The organism is Planifilum fulgidum, from assembly GCF_900113175.1.
GTDB classification, from domain to species: Bacteria; Bacillota; Bacilli; order Thermoactinomycetales; family DSM-44946; genus Planifilum; species Planifilum fulgidum.
In genome coordinates, this window is record NZ_FOOK01000002.1 from 135,328 (window position 1) to 158,446 (window position 23,119).

Annotated in this window: 26 protein-coding genes; 2 read left to right on the forward strand and 24 right to left on the reverse strand. The window is 59.4% G+C overall.

What is annotated here, in order from left to right; translation table 11 throughout:
* Window positions 1–18: 18 nt before the first annotated feature.
* From BM063_RS01650 to BM063_RS01715, 14 genes are all read right to left on the reverse strand, one after another.
* Complete coding sequence (locus BM063_RS01650) at window positions 19–708, reverse strand: diacylglycerol kinase family protein (RefSeq protein ID WP_092035577.1); 690 nt, start codon at window positions 706–708, stop codon at window positions 19–21.
* A 12-nt stretch (window positions 709–720) separates the two neighbouring features.
* Window positions 721–1,188, reverse strand: coding sequence for an rRNA maturation RNase YbeY (gene ybeY / locus BM063_RS01655; protein ID WP_092035578.1), 468 nt, complete (start codon window positions 1,186–1,188; stop codon window positions 721–723).
* Window positions 1,172–3,316 (reverse strand): HD family phosphohydrolase, encoded by a 2,145-nt coding sequence (locus BM063_RS01660; RefSeq protein WP_092035579.1) that lies wholly within the window; start codon window positions 3,314–3,316, stop codon window positions 1,172–1,174. The genes ybeY and BM063_RS01660 overlap by 17 nt, the downstream gene beginning before the upstream one ends.
* 27 nt (window positions 3,317–3,343) lie before the next feature.
* Window positions 3,344–4,294: a PhoH family protein gene (locus BM063_RS01665; protein ID WP_425439104.1), complete on the reverse strand. Its 951-nt coding sequence runs from the start codon at window positions 4,292–4,294 to the stop codon at window positions 3,344–3,346.
* Between the two features lie 5 nt (window positions 4,295–4,299).
* Window positions 4,300–5,493 (reverse strand): sporulation protein YqfD, encoded by a 1,194-nt coding sequence (gene yqfD / locus BM063_RS01670; protein WP_177198922.1) that lies wholly within the window; start codon window positions 5,491–5,493, stop codon window positions 4,300–4,302.
* Between the two features lie 13 nt (window positions 5,494–5,506).
* Complete coding sequence (gene yqfC, locus BM063_RS01675) at window positions 5,507–5,785, reverse strand: sporulation protein YqfC (RefSeq protein WP_092035582.1); 279 nt, start codon at window positions 5,783–5,785, stop codon at window positions 5,507–5,509.
* Between the two features lie 191 nt (window positions 5,786–5,976).
* Window positions 5,977–6,165 (reverse strand): alpha/beta-type small acid-soluble spore protein, encoded by a 189-nt coding sequence (locus BM063_RS01680; RefSeq protein WP_092035583.1) that lies wholly within the window; start codon window positions 6,163–6,165, stop codon window positions 5,977–5,979.
* 160 nt (window positions 6,166–6,325) lie between these two features.
* Entirely contained in the window at window positions 6,326–7,573 is a 1,248-nt protein-coding gene (locus BM063_RS01685; protein ID WP_092035584.1) for an MFS transporter, read from the reverse strand.
* A 286-nt stretch (window positions 7,574–7,859) separates the two neighbouring features.
* Window positions 7,860–8,369 (reverse strand): hypothetical protein, encoded by a 510-nt coding sequence (locus BM063_RS01690; RefSeq protein WP_143085198.1) that lies wholly within the window; start codon window positions 8,367–8,369, stop codon window positions 7,860–7,862.
* 39 nt (window positions 8,370–8,408) lie between these two features.
* Window positions 8,409–9,398, reverse strand: coding sequence for a flotillin-like protein FloA (gene floA / locus BM063_RS01695; RefSeq protein WP_092035586.1), 990 nt, complete (start codon window positions 9,396–9,398; stop codon window positions 8,409–8,411).
* Between the two features lies 1 nt (window position 9,399).
* Complete coding sequence (locus BM063_RS01700) at window positions 9,400–10,773, reverse strand: NfeD family protein (RefSeq protein WP_092035587.1); 1,374 nt, start codon at window positions 10,771–10,773, stop codon at window positions 9,400–9,402.
* Between the two features lie 150 nt (window positions 10,774–10,923).
* A complete protein-coding gene (locus BM063_RS01705; protein ID WP_092035588.1) occupies window positions 10,924–11,367 on the reverse strand; it encodes a GatB/YqeY domain-containing protein in 444 nt (147 codons plus the stop codon).
* A gap of 17 nt (window positions 11,368–11,384) precedes the next feature.
* Entirely contained in the window at window positions 11,385–11,558 is a 174-nt protein-coding gene (gene rpsU, locus BM063_RS01710) for a 30S ribosomal protein S21 (RefSeq protein ID WP_092035589.1), read from the reverse strand.
* Between the two features lie 237 nt (window positions 11,559–11,795).
* Complete coding sequence (locus BM063_RS01715; RefSeq protein WP_092035590.1) at window positions 11,796–12,137, reverse strand: histidine triad nucleotide-binding protein; 342 nt, start codon at window positions 12,135–12,137, stop codon at window positions 11,796–11,798.
* Window positions 12,138–12,294: 157 nt separating this feature from the next.
* Between BM063_RS01715 and BM063_RS01720 the strand changes: the two genes are divergently transcribed.
* Window positions 12,295–12,663: a hypothetical protein gene (locus tag BM063_RS01720; protein ID WP_092035591.1), complete on the forward strand. Its 369-nt coding sequence runs from the start codon at window positions 12,295–12,297 to the stop codon at window positions 12,661–12,663.
* A gap of 116 nt (window positions 12,664–12,779) precedes the next feature.
* Entirely contained in the window at window positions 12,780–13,739 is a 960-nt protein-coding gene (locus BM063_RS01725; protein WP_092035649.1) for a Na/Pi symporter, read from the forward strand.
* Between the two features lie 45 nt (window positions 13,740–13,784).
* On the opposite strand, the gene deoC is transcribed toward BM063_RS01725, so the two are convergent.
* The 10 genes from deoC to dnaK form a co-directional block, all read right to left on the reverse strand.
* Window positions 13,785–14,453 (reverse strand): deoxyribose-phosphate aldolase, encoded by a 669-nt coding sequence (deoC, locus tag BM063_RS01730; protein WP_092035592.1) that lies wholly within the window; start codon window positions 14,451–14,453, stop codon window positions 13,785–13,787.
* A 50-nt stretch (window positions 14,454–14,503) separates the two neighbouring features.
* A complete protein-coding gene (locus tag BM063_RS01735; protein WP_245751966.1) occupies window positions 14,504–14,974 on the reverse strand; it encodes an NUDIX hydrolase in 471 nt (156 codons plus the stop codon).
* Window positions 14,975–15,174: 200 nt separating this feature from the next.
* The gene (locus tag BM063_RS17505) at window positions 15,175–15,327 is read right to left on the reverse strand and encodes a hypothetical protein (protein WP_177198924.1); all 153 of its coding nucleotides are present in this window, start codon (window positions 15,325–15,327) and stop codon (window positions 15,175–15,177) included.
* A gap of 107 nt (window positions 15,328–15,434) precedes the next feature.
* A complete protein-coding gene (locus BM063_RS01740) occupies window positions 15,435–15,980 on the reverse strand; it encodes a GNAT family N-acetyltransferase (protein ID WP_245751967.1) in 546 nt (181 codons plus the stop codon).
* On the reverse strand, window positions 15,981–16,430 hold the full coding sequence (locus BM063_RS01745) for a GNAT family N-acetyltransferase (RefSeq protein ID WP_092035593.1): 450 nt from the start codon (window positions 16,428–16,430) through the stop codon (window positions 15,981–15,983).
* 326 nt (window positions 16,431–16,756) lie between these two features.
* Window positions 16,757–18,100, reverse strand: a complete 1,344-nt coding sequence (gene mtaB / locus BM063_RS01750) for a tRNA (N(6)-L-threonylcarbamoyladenosine(37)-C(2))-methylthiotransferase MtaB (RefSeq protein ID WP_092035594.1) — start codon at window positions 18,098–18,100, stop codon at window positions 16,757–16,759.
* Complete coding sequence (locus tag BM063_RS01755) at window positions 18,097–18,843, reverse strand: 16S rRNA (uracil(1498)-N(3))-methyltransferase (protein ID WP_092035595.1); 747 nt, start codon at window positions 18,841–18,843, stop codon at window positions 18,097–18,099. Before BM063_RS01755 ends, mtaB begins: the two co-directional genes overlap by 4 nt.
* A gap of 65 nt (window positions 18,844–18,908) precedes the next feature.
* Window positions 18,909–19,841 (reverse strand): 50S ribosomal protein L11 methyltransferase, encoded by a 933-nt coding sequence (gene prmA / locus BM063_RS01760; RefSeq protein ID WP_092035596.1) that lies wholly within the window; start codon window positions 19,839–19,841, stop codon window positions 18,909–18,911.
* A gap of 88 nt (window positions 19,842–19,929) precedes the next feature.
* Window positions 19,930–21,063 carry a molecular chaperone DnaJ gene (dnaJ, locus tag BM063_RS01765; protein ID WP_092035597.1) on the reverse strand — a complete coding sequence of 378 codons (1,134 nt, stop codon included), beginning with the start codon at window positions 21,061–21,063 and terminating at the stop codon, window positions 19,930–19,932.
* Between the two features lie 200 nt (window positions 21,064–21,263).
* Window positions 21,264–23,114: a molecular chaperone DnaK gene (gene dnaK, locus BM063_RS01770; RefSeq protein ID WP_092035598.1), complete on the reverse strand. Its 1,851-nt coding sequence runs from the start codon at window positions 23,112–23,114 to the stop codon at window positions 21,264–21,266.
* Window positions 23,115–23,119: the final 5 nt, after the last annotated feature.

Below are 23,119 nucleotides of genomic sequence, written 5' to 3' on the forward strand. Positions count from 1 at the left end.
GTTCTCCCTTTCAGGCAGTCACAGCAGGATAAAACCGATGAGTGCGACGGCTGTTCCCAAAAGCGCTCCGATGACGACGGTACTCCTCCTCGTCTTGATGTGCAGCCGCGTTCCCACGAGAAGGGCGGTGAGCAGATACACCAGCAGGGCGATGAGCAGATGGCGAATCATCAGGGCGACGGAAGTGGCGATGCAGAAGGCGATGGACGTGGTCATGCTGGGTTCCCACCGGGTCTGCCCCAAGCGGTGAAACCAGCCCTTCAGCAGCAGGGTCAGAAAAAAGTCGGCGACCAAAATGGCCACCATTCCGATATTGGGCGGCATGGGGGCCTCTTCAAAGTAGGAAAGCTTCAACGGATCGAGATAGGGATAAAAAACGCTCACACCGACCACGACCGCAAAACCGGCGGTAAGCAGAACCGCCCCGGCGGCCACATCCTTGGCCACCTTGGCCAAGGGGTGAAAATCCTTCGTGATCATGTCGACCACGGCTTCCACCACGGTGTTGAACAGCTCGGCCACCAGCACCAGAACGATCGCGACGAACAGCAGGAGCACTTCGGTTTTGCTGAGCGGGAGATACAGGCTCAGCAGCAAAACCCCCAGCGCGGCCAGGAAATGGATCCGCATGTTGCGCTGGGTGACCAGGGTATATTTTAATCCTTCCAGCGCAAACCGGAAACTATGTAGCAGTTTGGTCAGCCACATGGGCCACCACTCCTACCTTCTGAGGCCGACTCGCCCCAATATCTCCTCCTGGCGGGCAAACATGCGTCGCTCTTCTTCTTCCGTTTCATGATCATACCCGAGCAGGTGCAAAAAGCCGTGAACCGCCAGAAAGCCGATTTCCCTCTCCAGGGAGTGGCCGTAGGCGTCGGCCTGCTCCCGGGCGCGCGGAAAGGAGATGACGATGTCCCCGAGGGGAACGGGGCCATCCCCCGCGCCCTCCATCGGCTCTCCCGGCTCCCACTGGGGAAAGGAGAGAACATCCGTGGGGCGGTCCACCTGGCGAAAGTCCCGGTTCAACCGGCGGATGCCCTCATCATCCACGATCGTCACCGAAACCTCCGCCGGCGGCAACCCTTCCGCCGAGGCCGCCTCCTCAAGGCTCGCATGGACCCAGCGGAGAACGGATCGCTCCTCTTCCGTCAGCGGAATTTCCACCTGAATATCAACCGACAACTCCATTTTTGACATCCTTTCCTTTCCCGGATACCTCCTCGGGATACTCAATCCGGGCGTGGAAAATTCCCTGAAGGGTTTCACACATGGAACGGCCGATAACTTCCAACTCCTTCAGCGTCAGGTCACATTCATTGAATTGGCCGTCCTCCAGGCGCTCCCGAATCACCTTGCGGACGATCGATTCAATCCGCCCCGGCGTGGGGCGGGACAAGGAGCGGACCGCCGCCTCGATGGAGTCGGCAATCCCCACGATGGCCGCTTCCTTGAACTGCGCCTTCGGACCGGGATAGCGGAAATCCTCCTCCAGCACCTGACTGTCGCCGTTTAGCTCCTTCGCCTTGTGGTAGAAATACTTGAGCAGCGTCGTGCCGTGATGCTGGGCGGCGATATCCCGGATCGGCTTGGGAATGCGGTAGGCTTCCATCATCTCCACGCCATCTTTGGGGTGGGACAAAATGATCGTTTTGCTCAGATGGGGAGAGATCTTGTCGTGGGGGTTATCCATCTGCATCTGGTTCTCGATGTAAAACTGCGGCCGTTTCAGCTTGCCGATGTCGTGATAATAAGCCCCCACCCGGGCCAACAGTCCGTCGGCCCCGATCGCCTCCGCCGCCGATTCCGCCAGGTTTGCAACCATGACGGAATGATGATAGGTCCCCGGCGCCTCCACCAGCAGTTTGCGCAACAGGGGATGGTTGGGATTGGACAGCTCCAACAGGCGCAGCGGCGAAAGAATGTCGAAGACCGTTTCAAACAGCGACAGAAATCCGATGGTCAGCACGGCGGAAATCACGCCCGAGAGAAGAGCAAAACCGACGGATTGGAGGAACAACCGGAGATCTCCCTCCGCCGGCACGAGCAGGTGCAGCGCGACAACGGCCATCGTCGCGGCAAATGAAGCAAACAGGCCCGCCCGGAAAATGGAGGGGCGGTTTCGCACCCCGGCCAAGGCCAAGGCGCCCGCCGTTCCGCTGACCAGGGCGACCAGCCCGTAGCGGTAATCGAAGAGCAGAGGGCCTTCGGCGTTGAAGAAAATTCCGGCGGCCAGGCTGAACAGGACACCGAACCATATGGCCAGCCGGGTGTCCAAAAGCAGAGCGAGGAGCATCGGCCCAAAGGCAAAGGGGGCGCAATAGCCCACAGTGCTCCATTCCAGATCCTGCCCCAGGGAGACAACCTTCATCGCCAACAGGTTGAGGATGAAGACCGCCGCCATCATCAACACTTTGCCGTTGTCGGCGTGAATTTCCGGATGAAAACGCTGGACGCAGACATACAGCAGGGCGAGCCAGATCAGAAGGAAAAGGATCAGACCCGTGTAAAACCGGAAATTGAGATGATGCCGGATGAGACCCAGTTCCCTCAACTCCCGGATCTTTTCTTCGGTCACCACTTCCCCGGCGGCGACAATCACGTCGCCCTTCTGGATGATCACGGGTTTGACGCTCTCCCTTGCCGTTTCCCGCAGAGCATCGGTCAAAGCCTTGTCGACCACCACATTGGGGACGATCAGGGTCCGCAACAGTTCCGCGGCGGCATCACGGGCCTTTCCACGAGGGTAGGACTTCTCCAGCATCTGGATGGCCTGCTCCCGCTTTTGCACCAGCTGGGCGGGACGAACGCCCTCCGACAATACTTGCTGCAGCACCTCTCGGATGGCGGAGCGGACTTCGGGGATCTCCTTCTCCGGAATCCGGGCCAAGGCCTTGTAGAAATCGTCGGACATGGCGGGAATCAACGCGCGAAGCCGTTCCGTCTTTTCTTTCTCGGACGCGGAACTGCCTTCCGCTTCCCGAATCTGATCGAAAATCCGTTCGAGGCGCTCCAGCTGACGGCTGGTGATCTGCTCGTCTTTGCGGTATTGCAAGGGAACGGATTGAGCCGCCTCCTCGCGGACCTGTTCCGTCGCCTTCTGATCGATCTTGGTCACCGGCGCCACGATCGTTTCCGGACTGACTGCGCCGGGTTTGAGATCGTACTGTTTGGGCAGAACCGGATTGAGCAATAAAAAATAACCGAAAATCCCGACCAACCCGTAAAAGGCAAAGCGCACCCAGGCGCTTGAACGCCAGCCGGACGCAAGGGGCGTCTGCTTCCGGCTGGCGGTGTTCTGCTTCACCTTTGGCTTCATCCAGGACCGACTCCTTGGGAAAACGCCTCAGCCGTTCCGTGCGTAAGCGTCGATGATTTTCTGGACAAGGCTGTGTCGCACCACATCTTCCTGGGTCAGGTGGATAAAGCGGATCCCGTCGATATCGCGAAGAATGCGCTCCGCTTCCACAAGACCCGACTTCTTCCCTTTCGGAAGGTCCACCTGGGTGACGTCTCCCGTGACCACCATTTTGGAACCGAAACCCAAACGGGTCAGGAACATCTTCATCTGCTCCGGCGTGGTGTTCTGGGCCTCGTCCAGGATCACGAAAGCATCCTCCAGCGTGCGCCCCCGCATGTAGGCGAGCGGAGCCACCTCGATGATCCCTTTCTCCATCATCTTCGACACTTGCTCCACACCGAGCATATAATACAGCGCGTCATACAGGGGTCGGAGATAGGGATCCACCTTTTCCTGCAGATCTCCGGGCAGAAATCCGAGGTTTTCCCCCGCTTCCACCGCCGGGCGCGTCAGGACGATCCGCTTGGCCCGGTGGGCTTTCAGGGCGGTCACTCCCATGGCGACGGCCAGGAACGTCTTCCCCGTCCCCGCGGGCCCAATGCCGAACACGATGTCCGCCTTTTTGATGGCGGACACGTAGTGGCGCTGGCCGAGGGTTTTCGCCCGGACGGGCTTCCCTTTGTAGGTGACGCCGATCTCCTCGCTGTACAGTTCCAGGAGTTCCTCCGCCAGTCCCTGCTTGGCCAGCCGATGGGCATAGACCACATCCCGTTCGCTCAAATGAACCCCTTTGCGAATCAAACTGAGGAGAACGCGAAACAGCTGGTGCAAGATCTCCCGTTCCTCCGGGGGACCGTTGATCACCAGCTCCTCGCCCCGGGTCACAATCTTGGCGGAAGTTTCGGCTTCAATCCGCTTGAGATATGCATCATGAGGTCCAAAGAGGGAAAGGGCTTCCGCCGCATCACGCAACACGATTTTGATCGGTTCGGACAAAGGACTCATTCTCCTTGCAGAATCGGTTGAGATACCGCAATATTTTCAATTACGTCGAAGTGTACCTTCATATAAACTTTACCACTATCGACGCGGGGTTGCAAAACCTTTTCCAACAAAATCCGCCCGTCCGGTCCGATTTTCTCCCGCACGTCCGCCCGGGCCCGCTCCTTCCCCAGACGGATCGCCTCCTCGGGGGTCAGCCTGCGCTTTATCCATTTCATTTCCAACCGCTCTTCCACCACCCATCCGATGGGGAGCCGCCAATGGAACAGGCGGAGAACATGGGCCCGTTCCACCGTTTCAAAATCCTTGAAGGGAACCGGGTACAAAAAGGGAAGCCGGATGATCCGCGACGCCACGTAGGGATAATAGCCTCTGTCGCGATTTCCGGTGTACACCTTCCGTTTCTGTTCCAGGGGAACGACCACATCCGAATCGTACCAAACCTCCCCCCACACCTTTCCCTTGGCGCCGACCACCCGTTCCGAACCGTCTTCCTCCGGATTCCCGTAGATACCGGATACCAACAACTGCCCTTTTTTCACCATGTCGTTCACCTGAACCACGGGCTTTCCCTGCTCCACCCTCATGTCATAAATCAGCGCACTCCGGCGCGCCACCAGGTGAACCGGTCCCGGAGACCGTTCTCTCTCCTCCTCCGTTTCCCGCTTTTCGACAACGGTGATCACCGCCCGGGTGCCCTCCAGGCGGAATCCCACCCAGGAAGCCTGTGGCAGCCGCATGGCCAACCGGTGCTGAATCTCTTCGCCATCCGGCACGCGAAACTTCAGCTGTCCGGGAAACACTCCCGCTTCCCGGGCATACGTCAGGATTTGTTCCTCCGGGATCCGCTCGTTTCCCTCCACCTCCACCTTCCAGACAAAGGAACTCATCGCCATAAGCAAAAAAACGAAGAGCACAACCCCTGCCGCAAAAAACTTGCGCTTGTACATCTTGGAGAGCAAAAAGGGAAGTCCCTGCTTGGATATGATCCGCATCCGGATGCCGGATCGCCGTCGAAGGATTTTCACCAGGCGGAAAAAATCGGGGAGAAGAACGGTCAACCGGATCCGTTCCTCGTCCAGAAAGCGGATGTCTCCCAGGACGATCTCCTCTTCCATGGCCTCGTTGATGAGCGGGGTGAGCCGGGAGCCGGACAGTTCGACGGTTACCTTTCCCTTGATGAATTCGACCAACGCGCTTCTCCCCCTAATCCGTGAACCTCATTTCGACAATATGGCCCTCGATCCACATCTCCCCCGGATAAATTGCGCGAATCACCAATTTCTCCCCTCGAATCCGAATCCTCCCTCCGCGGATCCTCAGAAGAATCTCGGAATCGCTGAAAAAGTCCAACCCCTGATGGTTTTCCACCATCACCTGGAGGGATCCGACCATCTGGATCCGGGGAACCTCCGCGGTCACATCGGGGGGGAGGTCCATCCATCGGGCGAGACGGCGGCGAAAATTGACGGTCCCTTTAAGCATGAAACAAGCCCTCCATCTTCTTTTTAACCCTTATGCGTCGGGCTCCCCGATTATGATGGACGCGCCCTCCTTCAGGCGGGAATGTTTTTATTTGGCACGGAACAAAATAAGGGCTACATCGGACCGTATTTTTCTCCGAAAGAGCAAAACCGGACCCTCAACAGGGCCCGGCTGGACAAACGATCCCCGGATCATTGCGATTGACCCTGCTGCGCCTGCTGAACCAGACGCTTGGTGATTTCTCCACCGACCGATCCGTTTCCTCGGGACGTCGTGTCGGGACCAAGGGTGACACCGAATTCGGCCGCGATTTCCTCCTTGAACTGGTTCAAAATTTGGGCCGCCCCCGGAACCAGAAGGCGATTGCTCCGACGCGCCATGCGGTTCACCTCCTTTGCTGTTAGTATGGGTGTACGGCCGGATTTCCTGCAGGTGAACTGTTTCCATAAGCCGAAAAGGCGTGGGTCTTCTAGGGAAAAATCACCGAACACCCGCCGCTCCTCTGTCTGTCGGAGAAGCACATCCCTTTTCGATGCCCCTTCAGGATGATTGGGAAGCCGACGATTTTTCCCCTGTCCGATACTGATAATTCTTCAACTGCGGATGGAGGATCGCGATCAAAAACGTGATCCCGTACAAAACCGCGCCGAGAAGGTATGCAGACTGAATGTCGGTCCGATCCGCCAGCCACCCCATGATCAGGTGAGTCAACGCCCCCCAGGGAGTCAGCAGGGCGACTCTTGCCGCCATCACCTTGGCTCTCTCCATCGGGGAGAGTACATCCTGCAGAACGGTTTCCTGGCAGATTTCCCTTATTTGGTAAATCGGTCCCATCATCAGGCACAGCCACAACGCCAATATCGCAGTTGAGTTTACGGCAAAGAAAAAGGTCAAAAGGGACATCGACAATGCGCTTAGCGCAATCATATAACCCACACGCTTTTCCAAAAACCCGGTGATAAGAACCACCATGAAACTTCCGACGATTCCGCCGACCCAATAAGAAGCGTTGATAAACCCCCACCACTCGCTTCCTTTTCCCAAGATCTCGTGAGTGAAAGCCAGTATGAAGGCACTGGTCCACACAACATTGGCCAAGGCTTCAAAAAGGTCCATCAACGTCAAATTTCGGATCACCCCGGCTCGAAAGATTTTCCGCCAAGCCGGTTCCGGTTTCGATGTTTTTCCAAGGGTCGCGGATTCCTTTAATCGGATCCCTCGAATACAGACGCCTGATAACAAAAAAGACAGGGTGATGATCAGAATGACGGCGTAAAAAGGGAAAGCGGCGACAAGCATTCCTCCCAGTCCCCATCCGGCAACCAGAAACAGTTGGTAAACGACATTCAGGGTTCCGTTTGCCTTCATATATTCCTTTTTTGAGACAACCATGGGAAGCAATGCAAAACGGGCGGGTTGATACCATGCACCCATCCACGCGACGACAAAGAGAACGGCCAATGTCAGAAACAACAGAAGGGGCTCTATTTTATACAGGAACAATCCCAGAATCACGGTCAATCCCGCCCGGGACCATTCGATCCACTTCAACATTTGAACCGGCGAAAAGCGGTGGATGTAACGGGAGCCCAGGATTCCGCCTGCAAAAGAACCCAGTGCCATGACGGCCAAGACCAGGGATGAGCTGAATACGGAATCCGTGTGACGGTATACGTTGACCATTACAATCACTTGAAGGAGAACCGTCCCGAGAGATTGGAGCGTTTGGGACAACCAAAGCATTACAAATGGGGGCTGTCGAAACAGATTTTGAAGGGTAATATCCATATTTCAATTGCCTCCAAATTCAAAATCCTCTCGGTTTAGGAGATGGCACCGCCCCAAATTGCGACGGGCATCCGGAAAATGCGGGCAATCTCCGGCTTTTTGCTTGTCCATCGGATTCACAACAATTTAAAAAACGGGCGGTTGTATATTATTTATTTGGCGCAATCCATGAACAGGAATTTCCTCTACACCCCTTAAAACCCGCTTTATCCGGTGAGCATCCTGAAATCGCGCCATTTCCCGCCCAAAACAAAGCGACAGATCCCGTCGGATCTGTCGCCCGTGCCTATGAATTGCGGCGATGCACCCCTTGAAAATAACGGCGCGAAGGAGGGGGGCCAAGGATCTCGTGCAACAGGATGCCCCGGACCAGACTGTCCTTTGTAAACAAGCCCTTCTCCAGCCGGAAAGACTTCTTCCTTCCTTTCAAATCCGGAATCGGAGGTTGTACCTTCTTCAGGGTTTTCTCCGGTTTTTCCGCCTCGGAGACCGCCGCCTGAACATCCTTCACCTGTTCTTTCGCTTCTTCGATTTTTTTCGCGATACGCTGAATATTCTCCTTGACAGGTCCGGCTGCGGAGGGAGAGGTGGAACGTGCGGAATCTCCGTCGGCGTGCTCCCCAAAAAGATCCGGAAAGGGGAGAGAGTCCGTCCGCTCCCCCCACGGATCCCTCCAGGGAGCGGGTGCGGGAGGCCTCCTTTTTTTTCGCCGATTGGCCTCCTCCTTATTCGAGGAAGAAAGCACCTTTTGCAGGATCCAAAGCGCAAGTGCCACCATGAGAATGAGCAATTCCATTCCCGTCACCTCCCCGCCGGACAGCATCGGGACGCAACATCATTTGTCGGCATCCTCGTCTTTGGCCAGATCTCCGATCGATTTCCGCATATTGGTGTCGGCCATCAAGTTCTGCAACTGATAATAATCCATCACGCCGATCTTGCCCGAACGCAGGGCTTCGGCGAGGGCCAGGGGCACTTGGGCTTCCGCCTCCACCACCTTGGCGCGCATCTCTTCCACGCGGGCGCGCATTTCCTGTTCCTTGGCCACGGCCATCGCCCGACGTTCCTCCGCCTTGGCCTGGGCGATCCGCTTGTCGGCCTCGGCTTGGTCGGTCTGCAGCTCGGCCCCGATGTTTTTCCCCACGTCCACGTCGGCGATGTCGATGGACAGGATTTCAAAGGCGGTTCCCGCGTCCAATCCCTTTTCCAGGACCGTCTGGGAGATCATGTCGGGGTTTTCCAGCACATCCTTGTGGCTGTCGGCGGAACCGTTGGTGGTGACGATTCCCTCGCCCACCCGGGCGATGATCGTTTCTTCCCCGGCACCGCCGACCAGGCGGTCGATGTTGGCCCGCACGGTCACCCGCGCCCGGACCTTCACTTCAATTCCGTCCTTGGCCACGGCGGAAACCGTCGGCGTTTCAATAACCTTCGGGTTCACGCTCATCTGCACCGCTTCCAGCACGTCCCGGCCGGCCAGATCGATCGCCGCCGCCCGGGAAAACACCAGATCGATGTTCGCCCGCTGGGCGGCAATCAGCGCGTCCACGACCCGGTCCACGTTTCCCCCCGCCAGGTAGTGGGTTTCCAATTGCTCGATGGTAACGTCCAATCCCGCTTTGCGCGCCTTGATCAGGGGATTGATGATCCGGGCCGGAGGGATCCTTCTCAAGCGCATTCCGATCAGGGTGGTCAGGCCGACATACACGCCGGAAGCCATCGCACTGATCCACAGCATGACAGGAACGAATGAAAACAGGATGGCAAGGAAAGCGATGACTAGGACCACGAGAATGATCACCGTCAGCAAACCTGCCGCTTCCATATCACTTTTCCTCCTCGGATGTTTTTTCTTCGGTGGTATCTATTCGACGAACAACGATGCGGGACCCTTCCACGTGAACCACTTTCACCGCCGTTTTGGCGGGAATCATGCCGCCATCGCTGACCACGTCGTATTTCTCGCCGTCCACTTGAACCCAGCCCGCGGGCCGGAGGGGCGTCAACGTGATCCCTTGTTTTCCCACCAAGTGTTTCCAATCCCTGGAGGAGGTATAACCCGATTCGTTCTGTTGGGACTCCTTCAGGATGATTTTGGCCCAAACGCCCTTCATGCCAAAAACCTTGACGGCGATCCACACCCCGATCAGCGTGATGGCCAGCGCCACCGACAAGGAGATGATGCCGAAGGCAGGGTCATAGGCGGCCAACACCACGGCGGTTCCCAGGGAAATCAGGCCGAGCACGCCGAAGATGCCCCAGCCGGGAACAAACAGTTCGATCACCATCAACACGATCCCGGCGACAAAGAGCAGCACCGTCTCCATCCCGGCCAGTCCGGCCAGATAATGCCCGAAGAAATAGAGACCAAAGGACAAAAGTCCCACGGCGCCCGGAACCCCGAAGCCCGGGGTGAGCAGCTCCAGGGCGATTCCGCCCAGTCCCAGCAGGAGCAGGATGGGAACCACATAGGGGCTGGTCACCCAGCGGGCAAACTTCTCGGCGGGCGTCAGCTCCACTTCGACCACTTCCGCATCCCCCAGCCCGATTGCCGGCAGCACCTCCCTTTCGGAGGGCACGATGCGGTCGGCCATGTCCCACTCAACCGCCTGCTCGGCGGACAGGCTGAGCAGCTCTCCCTTCTTCTTCAGCCCCTTGATTTCCACGTTGCGATCCACCATGGCGGCGGCGACATCCCCGTTCCGCCCTCCCTGCTCGGCGGCGGCGCGCATGTTGGAGGACCAGAAGGCAACCGTCTTCGGATCGGCCACTTCGCCGGAAAACGTGCGGGGTTCAGCGGCGCCCATGGCGCTTCCCGGGGCCATCAGGATCTGATCCGCATTGAGGGAAATGTAGGCCCCTGCGGAAATGGCCTCTCCCCGGATGTAGGCGATCACCGGAACCGATGAACGGCGGATCAGCTTTCCGATTTCCAGGGCTGCCTCCACTTCCCCGCCCAGGGTGTCGATTTCCAAAACGACAGCCTCCGCCCGGGCCTCTTCCGCTTCAGTCAGCGCCCGCTCGAGAAAGGCGGACAATCCCCGCTCCACTTCCTGTTCCACCGGTATCCAGTAAACCACTTTCCCGGCGCCCGAAGGTTCCGCCGCAGACCAGCCCGGCCAGCACAAAAGAAGCAGTGCCGCACCGATCAACACCAAAGAAACCCGCTTCACCGGGGGAATCCCTCCGTTCCGTTTCAACCTCCTTAAGTCGCCATTTCCCTGTGAAGTCGCGCTCGGGCTTTGCGGACCTCCGCCTCCATCGGCGCTTGCTCCCGATCCACCCTCCGAAAAAAAGCGGCTGTTGACTTCGCACCTGCGTCAACAGCCTGCAACAGTTGCCCGATCTTGTCAGCCCAACAACTCGCGGACGATCCGATTCACCTCTTTTCCGTCGGCTCGTCCCTTGACGCGGGGCATGATTTCCTTCATCACCTTGCCCATGTCCGCAGGGGATGAAGCGCCCACCTCGTCGATCACCTGCCGGGCCAACTCCCGCAACTCCTCTTCAGACAGGGGAGCGGGCAGATAAGCTTCCACCACGGCGATCTCCGCCTTCATCTTCTCCACCAGCTCGGTCCGCCCCGCCTTTTCAAATTCCTGAAGCGATTCCTTGCGCTGCTTCAACTCCCGGGAAAGGACGTCCAGCACTTCCCCTTCCTCGAGGGGGCGCCCCCGCTCGATTTCCGCATTTTTGATGGCGGACCTCACCATGCGGATGACGCTCAATTTCGTCTTGTCTTTATTTTTGAGTGCAGTCTTCATATCCTGCTCCAACCGCTGGGTCAGGCTCATCCTTTTCGGCACCTCTTTTACCTGCGTTTCTTGCGAGCCGCTTCGGATTTCTTTTTCCGGCGGACGCTCGGTTTCTGGTAATGTTCGCGCTTGCGCACCTCGGCCAAAAGTCCGTCCCTGGCGCAGGAGCGCTTGAAACGGCGGAGAGCGTTATCCAGCGATTCGTTTTTGCGAACGCGAACTTCGGCCACGCTTTTCCCTCCCTCCGCGGGCCAGGTGAGCCGCCCGGACGAAAAGAAGCCGGGTGAGACAAAACCTTCACTGTCCAATCACGCAAGCGAGCGGCCCTGTCCCACAGGGGACGGAAAACCCAAACACCTGCATGGAAACGCTTCGGCCCAACACCGCCCGAAATTCATCCGGAAAAACCGGATGATGCGCAGTAAGTCAACACCTATTATACCCCAGCCCAAAAGAAGATGTCAAAATCATCCGGGAGGCCAGGTGAGCTGGCGCCCGCCGATCAGGTGGAAATGGATGTGATAGACGGTCTGCATCCCGTGTTCACCGCAATTGTTCACCAAGCGGAACCCTTTTTCCGCCAGTCCCAACTCTTTGGCCACCTTGGAGGCCGCCGCGATGATTTTTCCCATCAGTTCAGGTTCTTCTTCCGCATCCAAAAGGGACGGAACGTGCTTTTTGGGAATGATCAGCACGTGAACCGGCGCCACGGGATTGATGTCCCGAAAGGCCAGCACGCTGTCGTCCTCGTACACCTTGTCGGAGGGAACGCTGCCCTCGACGATGCCGCAAAAAATGCAATCGACCACAGAAAACCCCCCTTGTCCGATTTGGCGATATTATACCAAGAACCGTCCGGTTTGCGAAAGACGCTGCCTTTGCCCCGGCGTCCGTCCCACACCTCCTGAAAAATGGCGCATATAATAGAACGACCGCCCACCCTCAAGGAAAGGAGTGCAAAGGCCTGTGTCCAAAAAGAAGGCAGATGCCCAGCTGCGGCAGATGATACGGAAAATCGTCAGGGAAGAGCTGCAGCGGATGAGGAACGCGGACGATCCCGATTGGATGGAGCACGACCCGGATTTCCCACCCAAAGTAGAGCATCGGCCTGATTTTCACGAGAGCCGCGGCTATCCCGATCCGTTCGATCAGGGCGACCTGTCCCCGGATCACCCCCCGTGGGCCAGCTTCGGCCCCGCTCAACCGGATCCGACTCGGAAACCGTCGGGGCGGTCGGAACAACCCCCCCGCTACCCCGAATGGCCCGGTCCCTACACGCCGGATCCGGAATCGGGCCTCGACAATCCGCCCTACATTCCCAAACGGCGCAAATGACGGATGAAGCCCCCGGGGAGGGGCTTTTTTCTTTCACCCGGATTTCAGCGCGATTTTTCCGGCCCCGTCATGCCTGTCCCCCTCGGGCCATATACATGGGAGAGGGGGCGGTGCCTGTGAAGGAGATATTGATACCCTTTGCAACGGGTTTGGCCGTTTTTTTGTTCGGAATGCAACTGATCCGCATCGGGCTGGGCATCCTGGCGGGGGATCGGCTGGAGTCCCTGCTTCTCCGCTTCACCCGCACGCCCGCCCGCGGGATGTTCACCGGTCTCATCGTCACATCCCTGTTGCAGAGCAGCAGCGCGGTGACCGTTCTGGCGATCGGCCTGGTGGACGCCGGAATTCTCACTTTTCCCCAAACCATCGGCATCATCCTGGGCACCAATATCGGAACAACGGTCACCACCGAAATCCTCGCCCTGAAGATCGAGGATTTCGCCGTCCCCATGCTCGTGGCAGGCGGATGCCTGCATCTCCTTCCCTGGAAGCGCATCAAGGGCGCGGGGATGGCCCTCGCCGGTTTCGGCTGCATCTTCCTCGGGATGGAAGCGATGCAATGGCTGTCCTTCCCCTTGAAGGAACGGGGATGGATCCAATGGTTCCTGGAACAGGGGGAAAATCCGATCTGGACCGGCATCGCCGCCGGAACCCTGCTGACGGCGGTCATCCAGAGCAGCAGCGCCGCCGTCGCCATGACCATGGGCTTTTACTCCGCGGGGCTGCTGCCTTTGCCCGCCGCCGTCGCGATTGTCCTCGGCAGCAATGTGGGAACCTGCGCAACCGGCCTGATCGCCGCCACCGGAACGGGCCGGTCCGCCAAACGGGTGGCCGTCGCCCACCTGCTCCTCAATGTGATCGGCGTCCTTCTCTTTGCCCCGGCCGTCCATTGGCTGGCCGACGCCGTCCGCCTGTTGGAGGGCGATCCGGCCGCCCGGGTGGCCCACGTCCAAACCCTGTTCAACATCCTCTGCTCCCTGATCGCCCTGCCCTTTGCGCGGCCCTTCGCCCGGCTCGTCACCGCCCTCGTTCCGGACGGCGTGATCGTCTGGCGAATCAGCAAAGGGCGAAAATGACGGGGGCCGCCGCGGCGAAAAGGGGAAAACCCTTATGAAAGGCTGTCACTTCTCCCGGTTTCCCAATTCCTCCAGGATGGCGACGCCGGAACTGGTGCCGATCCGATTCGCTCCGGCGGCAATCATTTTCTTTGCCGCGGCCAGGTTCCGGATCCCTCCGGAGGCTTTCACTCCCATCTCCCGGCCCACCGCCTCCCGCATGATGCGGACGGCTTCCACCGTCGCCCCGCCGGGTCCGAAACCCGTGGAGGTCTTCACAAAGTGGGCTCCGGCAGCCTTGGCCAGCTCGCAGGCGAGGCGGATCTCCTCTTCCGCGAGCAGGCCGGTCTCCAGAATCACCTTGACGGTGCGCCCCCCGGCCGCCCGGACCACCGCCCGGATGTCATCCTCCACGCCCTGGCGGTCCCCCGACTTGAAGGCTCCGATGTTCATCACCATGTCGATTTCGGAAGCCCCGTCCGCGACGGCCCGTTTGGTCTCGGCCTCCTTGGCCTCCGTGCTCGTGGCCCCGAGGGGAAAACCGACCACCGTGCAGACCCGGACGCCGGATCCTTTCAGCCGTTCCGCCGCCCGGAAGACCCACCAGGGATTGACGCAGACCGCGCCAAAACCAAGCTCCGACGCTTCCCGGCAAAGACGGTCGATGTCCGACGCCGTCGCCTCGGGTTTCAACAGGGTGTGATCGATCATCGATGCGAGATTGGATACCGTCATGGCTCTCCTCCCCTTGTTTTCCGCTTGACGAACCGCAAAAAACGCGGCTCTCAGGTTTCGCCCGCACGAAGCCCCAGGTGGCGGTAGGCCTCTTCCATCACGGGCAGGTTGTTGTCATATCCTTCCCTTTGCATGAGGCGAAAGGCTTCCTCCGGAGAAAGCCAGCGGGCCCCGCCGATTTCGGACAGGGCGGGATCGAGCGCCTCGCTCGTCGCCTCCACCAGAAAATAGTGCACTTCCTTTTCCACGTCTCCGCGATCGGGGTGGAAATAGCGGTACCGAACCGTTGTCAACGGGCGCAGGATCCGCCCCGAAACCCCCGTTTCTTCCCGGATTTCCCTCAGGGCGGTCTCCTCGTTCGTCTCCCCCTTTTCCCTTTTTCCCTTGGGAAGCGTCCACCGGGCGTACCGATCCTCGATGAGCAAAATTTCCGCCCGGCCATCCCTGCGGCGGAACACCACCCCGCCTGCCGATACTTCCTTCAAGCCGTCCACAACCTTTCCGCCCTGGTTTTGGATCATGGGACCGGGACCGTCCTCTTCCGCCGGACTTTCCTCCGCCCTTCACCGGGGCCGAAAGTCCGCTTCCTTTCGGAAAATGTCCCGGGCGCCGCGATTTTAGCATAACACAACGGAAATGCGGATGGCAGGGCCATTCCACCGTCCGCAAGAGAAAACGGGGACAAGCCCGACAGGCTTGCCGGCCTTTTTCGAACCTCGCTTCAGGACGGATCCGCCTCATCCCACGACAGGGAGGTCACTTCCGTATAATCGCCTTCCCGGATCTCTTCCTCGGACGCCCGCCGCTCCAGCTCCTCCCGGTCATCCATCCCCGGTGCGACGGTCGGCTCCTGTTTGCGCTTTTCCCTTTTCATCGATGTCCCTCCTTCACCGCCGCCGTCGGAACGCCGTTCGGCAGTCCCTTTTCGGTTTGCGGTTTCTAGGGGTATCCTGCGCGGGGGAAAGCCCCTTCATTCGGGATTCAGTCCAACTCGATTCCCATCCAGTGAGCGTCGTAAAACCGACCGTCGATGCAAAATTCCCTCGAGATGGTTCCCTCCACCTTGAAGCCGACCGAACGGTACAGGCGAATGGCCCGTTCGTTGTCCGTCCGGACCCGCAGGTTGATCTTCCGGATCTTCCCGGTTTGCCGGGCCCATTGAAGCAAGGCTTGGAGCAACTGTCTTCCGATCGACATCCCCCAGTACTTTTTGCGGACGCTGATGCCGAATTCGCCGGCATGGGCATTGCGCTTCCGTTTCCCCGGCTGAAAATGAAGCATGCCGGCCATCTCTCCGTCCACCTCGGCGATCAAATACAAATGGGTGTCGGATCGGGCGCACTGTTCCAGCAATTGGCGCTGTTCGCCCACTGACGGGCGAAACTCTCCCGGTTCGAAAAGCAGGTAATCGGACTCGCCAAGGGTTTTCTGAACAAAGACAATCATTTCCTCCGCATCCTCCAAAACGGCCTCCCGAAGGACCAGCCTTCGCCCATCGGGCAAGGTTGACACCTGCTCAAACCCCACTCATTTCACTCCCTCCTCCTTCCCCTCAGGGGAAAGCCGCTTTCTGAACACCCAGCTGTTTCTCGTATAACCCATCTTCTCCTCGTAGAAACGGTGGGCCTCCTTCCGCCGGACCCCCGAGGTCAGCTCCACCAGACGACAGCCCTGGGCCCGGGCGAAGTCCTCCAGGTATCGGAGAAGCTTGGCCCCGTATCCCTTGGACCGCTCTTCCTCCTTCGTGACCAGGTCGTAAATGAAAAGATGCCGGCCATTGTACAGATTGACCATCACCGCCACGCCGGCCAGGGCCAGCATCCGACCGCTTTCCTCCAGGGCGAACAGCCGGTAACCCCGCGGGCGCATCTCCTCCAGCAGGGACAGATAGGTGTCCAGATCCAGATGGGTCCGCAGTTCCTTCAAGAGCGGAAAGGCTTCAACCCACTCTTCCCTTCGGGTCAATTCACGAATCATTGGGCATCTCTCCTTTGTACGGAATCGCATTTGACGCCGGTCACATGCGGCCACGGGCCCATTATAGCGAAAAAGCGGCGAAATGGTTGCAGCCGGTTTCAAGCATCCGTCACAAGCGGGTCAACCGGCACCGTCATTCGGCATCCATCCCCCAAAAGCGCAGACCGGAAAAGGGGCAAGATAAAAAAAAGCGATCCTTTCGGATCGCCGTGACGGCTGACAAAGCCCAAAATCCGGCAGCAGGAAGAGGTTCCGCCGCCTCCAAGCGTTAAGACGCCTCCCCTCGATCCTTTGTCGCCGGACCGGGCGATTTCCCGGATCGCTCTTCAAACGGCCTCGGTCCGGGGGGCGTCATCCAGGACGCGGACGAAGGTGCCGCGGCAAACCTCCGGGCCGGGTTCGTCCAGGCGGACGCGGCACACCTTGCCCACCAACTGCTCATTGCCGGGGAAGACCAGCTGCAGGTAATTGTCGGAGTAACCCACATACAGACCGCTTCCCGGTTCTTCCTTGTAGGGTCGTTCCGGAATCACGTCCAACACGTCGCCGACAAACCGGCGGGCGTATTCCAGGGAAAGGCGTTCGGAAAGCCGGATCAGCCTTTTGACCCGCTCCTGCTTCACCGGTTCGGGTACCTGGTTTTCCATCCGGGCGGCGGGGGTTCCCGTCCGTTTGGAATAGGGGAACACGTGCAGTTCGGCAAACCGGAGCTCCTCGATCAACCGGTAGGTGTTCTCGAACTGCTCGTCGGTCTCGCCCGGGAAGCCGACAATCACGTCGGTGGTGATGGCCACCTGCGGCATCGCTTCGCGGATCCGCTCGATTTTCTTCCGGTATTCGTCCACCGTGTATTTGCGCCGCATCCGCTTCAGCACCTCATCGTCCCCCGCCTGCAGGGGAATGTGCAGATGGCGGCACATTTTGTCCGACGCATTCAACACTTCCAGGATCCGCTCGTCGATCTGGCTCGCCTCGATGGAACTGATCCGGATCCGCTTCAGCCCGTCGATCTTGTCCAGATCCCACAGCAGATCGGCGAGGCTGTAGTCTTCCAGGTCTTCGCCGTAACCGCCGGTGTGGATTCCGGTCAGGACGATCTCCTTGTATCCGGCCTCCACCAGCTGGCGCGCCTGTTTCAACACATTTTCCGGCTTGCGGCTCCTGAGAAGCCCCCGGGCCCAGGGAATGATGCAGAAGGTGCAGAAATTGTTGCAGCCTTCCTGGATCTTGAGGGACGCCCTCGTCCGGTCGGAAAAGGCGGGAACGTCCAACTCCTCGAACTCCCGCGTTTTCATGATGTTTTTCACCGCATTGATCGGTTGCCGTTCCCGCTGGTACTGTTCCACGTATTCCAGCAGACGTTCCCGACCCTGGGTGCCCAAGACGATATCGACCCCGGGGATGGCCATCACTTCCGCCGGCGAGGTCTGGGCATAACATCCGGTGACGACGATGACGGCGTCCGGATTGCGGCGGATCGCCCGGCGGATCACCTGACGGCTCTTTTTGTCGCCGGTGTTGGTCACCGTGCAGGTGTTGATGACGTAAACATCCGCCTTCCTGTCAAAGTCCACCCGCTGATAACCGGCCCGCTTGAACAACTGCCAAATGGCTTCCGTCTCGTATGCGTTCACCTTGCAGCCCAAGGTGTGAAAAGCCACCGTGTTCACAGGGTTTCACCTCCCATTTCACCGTTTGCAAACATCGCGCAGGCGAGCATCGCCACCGCCGCCGTCTCCGTCCGCAGGATCCGCGATCCCAGACTGACGGGGACCGCCCCGGCTTCCCGGGCCTGGCGGACTTCCTCCTCCTCCCATCCCCCCTCCGGTCCGACAATCAGGAGGAGGCGGGAGAAGCTTTTCCTCGCCAGGGCAGCGGACAAGGGCTCACCGCCGCCCTCGTAGGCGATGAGCGCCAACTCCGCCCTCGCGATCGCCTCGAGCAACCCGTTCCAGTCGGTCACCGGGGAAACCGTGGGAATGCGCCCGCGGTGGGATTGCTCGGCCGCCTCCTTGAGGATCCGCTTCCAACGGACCCGGCGCTTTTCGGCCTTGACCCGGTCCCATTTCACCACGGTTCGACGGGAGGTGAAGGGCAGGAAAGAGGAGGCGCCCAGTTCCGTTCCCTTTTGCAACACCCACTCCCATTTGTCTCCCTTGGGCAGAGACTGGGCCAGCGTGACCTGAAGACCGGGCTCTCCCGCCGAAGGTTCCCGCCGGAGGATGCGGCAGATCACCTCATTCCCGATTTCCTCCGTCAACTCGCCGAGGTAATCCGTCCCCTCGCCGTCGCAGGCGATCAGTTGATCGCCGGGACGAAAGCGCATGACGCGCCGGATGTGATGCACATCGTCTCCGCGGATGACAAACTGCTCCCCCTGAACCTGATCCGGTGAGATAAAGTACCGCTGCATCCCCGTGCTCCTTCCACAAGCGACCGGACCTGTCGGATCGATTTTCATGCTGAAGGTATATTTTATCACCTTTTGGCCGCCAGCGCCACCCAGTCCCCCTCGCCAATCGTTTCCACCGTCTCCAAACCCGCATCCTCCAGGGCTTTTTGCACGCTTCGAATCTGGTCGGAAACGATTCCCGAGGCGATCAGCCGGCCGCCCGGCCGGAGCACCCGGCAAAGGTCCCGGGCGAGGCGCAGAATGATGGGAGCCAACAGATTGGCCAGAATCAGATCCGCCTCTTCCGTCACCCCTTCAAGCAGGTCCCCCGTCCGGACGGAAACCCGATCCTGCACGCCGTTGAGTCCGGCGTTTTCCCGCGTCTTCCGGACCGCCACCTCATCCAGATCGACGGCCAGCACGGATCCGGCCCCCAGTTTGGCGGCGGCGATGCTCAGAATGCCGCTGCCGCAACCGACATCGATCACCCGATCCCCCGGGCGCAGGTGCTTTTCCAGCAGGCGGAGGCACATTTGCGTGGTGGCATGGGTTCCCGTGCCGAAGGCCATCCCCGGATCCAGGCGGATCACCGTCCCGCTCTGTCCGGGGTCGGCCTTCTCCCACACGGGGCACACGATCAGTCGCTCCGTCACGCGAACGGGCTTATAGTACTTTTTCCAGGCGTGCTCCCAGGACTCCTCCGAGACGATCCGGCAGGACACCTCCGCCGGCCCCGGGTCCAGACCGAAGTCCGGAAGCTTGGCCAGCCGGTCCCGGACGCGTCCCGCAAGCATTCCTTCCGGCGTCGATTCGGGAAAGTAACCCCTCACCACCACGCCCTCTTCCGGATAGTCCCGGGGGTTTAGCCCGGCGATTTCACCGAAGGGACCGTCCCAGGAACGGGTGAGCACTTCCGGATCATCGATCACGGTTCCTCCGGCTCCCAATTCCATGAGGATGGAACTGACCGCCTCCACCGCTTCCGAGCTCGTATGGACGCGAATCTCCAACCAATTCACACCGACACCCCCAAGAAAAACGCGGGCCCCGAAGCCCGCGAAGACAATGGGTGATCTATTTCTCCAGCGGATTTTCGCTTGCGGAAATTCATTCCCCCATAAAGGCCTTCTTCATCTTGTTGAAAAAGGTTTCCTCGGACTGTTCCCGGATGTAATCCCCGCTCAGCCGGCCGAACTCCCGCAACACTTCCTTTTGCTTCTCGCTGAGACGGGTCGGAGTCACCACGCGCACCTTGACGCGCTGGTCTCCTTGGCCGTATCCGCGAAGCCGGGGAACCCCCTTCCCCCGCAGGCGGAACTCCGTTCCGGTCTGCGTTCCGGCCGGAATTTTCAATTTCGCCCGCCCGTCGAGGGTGGGAACCACCACTTCATCGCCAAGGGCGGCCTGCACGAAGGTGATCGGCAGGACACAGACGATGTCGTCCCCTTCCCGTCTGAAGAATTCATGGGGTTTTACGCGAATGTGGATATACAAGTCCCCCGGAGGTCCCCCGTTGATTCCCGGTTCGCCTTCACCGCTGACGCGCAGTTGAGCGCCGTCGTGAATCCCCGGGGGAATTTTGATGTGAATCTTCCTCCTGCGCTTCTGCTTTCCGGATCCCCCGCAGGTGGGGCATTTTTCCCGGATGATCCGCCCCTGACCGCCGCACTGTTGACAGATCCGGCGGTTAACGATGCGTCCGAAGGGCGTGTTTTGCACGGTTTCCGCCTGACCGGTCCCGCGGCAGAGCGGACAGCGCTCCGGTTGGGTGCCGGGTTTGGCACCGTTGCCTCCGCAGGTGGAGCAAGTTTCGGTCCGGGGAATGTAGATGTCCGTTTCTTTGCCGAAAACGGCATCCTTAAACTCCAATTCCATGTGGAATTCCAGGTCGGCGCCCTGCCGGGGGGCGTGGGGATTTCTCCGTCCCCCGCCGAAAAACATGTCGAAGATGTCGCCGAAACTGAAGTCGGCACCCGCTCCGCCAAATCCGCCGAAGCCGCTTCCCGCCCCGGCGGCCTCACCGGGATCCGCATGGCCGAACCGATCATAGTTGGACCTTTTTTGCGGATCGCTGAGGACCTCGTAGGCTTCTTTCACCTCTTTAAATTTTTCCTCGGCGTCCGGCGCCTTGTTCACATCCGGGTGGTATTTGCGGGCCAGCTTCCGATATGCCTTGCGGATCTCTTCGGCGGAAGCGTTCCGACTCACGCCCAGCACTTCGTAATAGTCGCGCTTGCTCACCGGGTCACCTCCTTTTCATGCAGGCCATGGCACTCGGGTCTGATGGAGAGCCGAAGAAAAGGCGCCTCTTCCCCGCACGGCCGGCAAGGGCTTCATGTGGTCCCTCTGCTGATTGAATTATTCACCCGTCATCTTCGGGGTGAACATATGAAAAAGGCAGCCGGAAAGCTTCCCCGGCTTTGTCTCAGGAAAAGGAAAGGTTATTTCTCCTCTTCTTTTTTATCATCCACCACTTCGTATTCGGCATCCACGACGTTATCCTTGTCCTCCTTGGATTGGGCGCCGGCATCCGATCCGGCCGTCTGGGCCTGCTGGGCGGCCTGCTGCTGATACATCTTCACCGCCAATTGCTGAACCGCCTGTTCCAGCTCATCCGAAGCCTTTTTGATTTCCTCGACATCCTTGCCCTCAAGGGCTTTTTTCACCTTCTCCTTGGCTTCGTTCACCTTGTCCTTGTCCGCCTGCTCCACCTTGTCGCCCAGATCCTTAAGGGTTTTGTCGGCGGTAAACATCAGCTGATCCGCCCGGTTGCGCGCCTCCGCCTCTTCTTTCTTTTTGCGGTCCTCTTCGGCGTGTTCCTCGGCTTCCTTGATCATGCGCTGGATCTCTTCCTCGGACAGGCCGCTGGAGGACTGAATGGTGATCGCCTGGCTTTTGCCCGTCGCCTTATCCTTGGCCGACACATTGACGATCCCGTTGGCGTCGATCTTGAAGGTCACCTCGATCTGGGGAACGCCGCGGGGAGCCGGCGGAATGCCGTGCAGCTGGAACCGGCCGAGGGACTTGTTGTCCTTGGCCATCGGCCGCTCGCCCTGCAGGACGTGGATGTCCACCACCGTCTGGTTGTCCGCCGCCGTGGAGAAAATCTGCGTCTTCTCGGTCGGAATGGTGGTGTTCCGTTCGATCAGCTTGGTGAACACCCCGCCGAGGGTTTCAATTCCCAGGGAAAGGGGCGTGACGTCGAGCAGGACCACATCCTTCACTTCGCCGGAGAGCACGCCGGCCTGAATGGCCGCGCCCATGGCCACCACTTCATCGGGGTTGACCCCTTTGCTCGGCTCTTTGCCGATCAGGTTCTTGATCGCTTCCTGAACCGCCGGAATCCGGGTCGAACCGCCGACGAGGATCACCTTGTCGATCTGGCTCGGCTCCAATCCCGCATCCTTCAGGGCCTGACGGGTCGGCTCCATCGTCTTTTCCACCAGGTGGGCCGTCAGTTCGTTGAATTTGGCCCGGGTCAGGGTCACTTCCAGGTGTTTCGGACCGGTCTCGTCGGCCGCGAGGAAAGGAAGGGAGATGGTGGTGCTCAACACGCCGGAAAGGTCCTTTTTCGCCTTCTCCGCCGCGTCCTTGAGCCGCTGCATCGCCATCTTGTCGCCGGTCAGGTCGATGCCGTGTTCTTTTTTGAATTCCTCCACCAGGTAATCGATGATCGCCTGGTCGAAATCGTCCCCTCCCAGCTTATTGTTTCCGCTGGTGGCCTTCACTTCAAACAGGCCGTCCCCGATCTCCAAAATGGACACGTCAAAGGTTCCGCCGCCCAGGTCGAACACCAGGATGGTCTGATCTTCCTCCTTATCCAGTCCGTAGGCGAGGGCGGCAGCGGTGGGCTCGTTGATGATTCGCAGCACTTCCAGGCCGGCGATCCGGCCGGCGTCCTTGGTCGCCTGCCGCTGGCTGTCGTTGAAGTAAGCGGGAACCGTGATCACGGCCTGGGTCACCTTTTCGCCCAGGTACGCCTCTGCGTCCGCCTTCAGCTTCTGCAGGATCATGGCGGAGATTTCCTGGGGCGTATACTCCTTCCCGTCAATTTTCACCTTGTGATTGGTGCCCATGTGCCGCTTGATCGAAATGATCGTCTTCTCCGGGTTGGTGATGGCCTGCCGCTTGGCGGCTTCCCCGACAAGGCGCTCACCGCTTTTCGAAAAACCAACGACGGAGGGAGTGGTGCGCCCCCCCTCCGCATTGGGAATGACGACGGCTTCATCCCCTTCCATGAAAGCGACGCATGAGTTGGTGGTTCCCAAATCGATTCCGACCACTTTGCCCATCGAAG

Bases quoted from the DNA above. Each gene is read 5' to 3' on its own strand.
- dnaK (WP_092035598.1), bottom strand. From the start codon at position 23,114: ATGGGCAAAGTGGTCGGAATCGATTTGGGAACCACCAACTCATGCGTC.
- yqfC (WP_092035582.1), bottom strand. From the start codon at position 5,785: ATGCTTAAAGGGACCGTCAATTTTCGCCGCCGTCTCGCCCGATGGATG.
- BM063_RS17505 (WP_177198924.1), bottom strand. From the start codon at position 15,327: ATGAAAAGGGAAAAGCGCAAACAGGAGCCGACCGTCGCACCGGGGATG.
- BM063_RS01660 (WP_092035579.1), bottom strand. From the start codon at position 3,316: ATGAAGCCAAAGGTGAAGCAGAACACCGCCAGCCGGAAGCAGACGCCC.
- BM063_RS01755 (WP_092035595.1), bottom strand. From the start codon at position 18,843: ATGCAGCGGTACTTTATCTCACCGGATCAGGTTCAGGGGGAGCAGTTT.
- BM063_RS01690 (WP_143085198.1), bottom strand. From the start codon at position 8,369: ATGGAATTGCTCATTCTCATGGTGGCACTTGCGCTTTGGATCCTGCAA.
- BM063_RS01705 (WP_092035588.1), bottom strand. From the start codon at position 11,367: ATGAGCCTGACCCAGCGGTTGGAGCAGGATATGAAGACTGCACTCAAA.
- deoC (WP_092035592.1), bottom strand. From the start codon at position 14,453: ATGACGGTATCCAATCTCGCATCGATGATCGATCACACCCTGTTGAAA.
- ybeY (WP_092035578.1), bottom strand. From the start codon at position 1,188: ATGGAGTTGTCGGTTGATATTCAGGTGGAAATTCCGCTGACGGAAGAG.
- BM063_RS01735 (WP_245751966.1), bottom strand. From the start codon at position 14,974: ATGATCCAAAACCAGGGCGGAAAGGTTGTGGACGGCTTGAAGGAAGTA.
- BM063_RS01745 (WP_092035593.1), bottom strand. From the start codon at position 16,430: ATGATTCGTGAATTGACCCGAAGGGAAGAGTGGGTTGAAGCCTTTCCG.
- BM063_RS01650 (WP_092035577.1), bottom strand. From the start codon at position 708: ATGTGGCTGACCAAACTGCTACATAGTTTCCGGTTTGCGCTGGAAGGA.
- BM063_RS01680 (WP_092035583.1), bottom strand. From the start codon at position 6,165: ATGGCGCGTCGGAGCAATCGCCTTCTGGTTCCGGGGGCGGCCCAAATT.
- BM063_RS01685 (WP_092035584.1), bottom strand. From the start codon at position 7,573: ATGGATATTACCCTTCAAAATCTGTTTCGACAGCCCCCATTTGTAATG.
- floA (WP_092035586.1), bottom strand. From the start codon at position 9,398: ATGGAAGCGGCAGGTTTGCTGACGGTGATCATTCTCGTGGTCCTAGTC.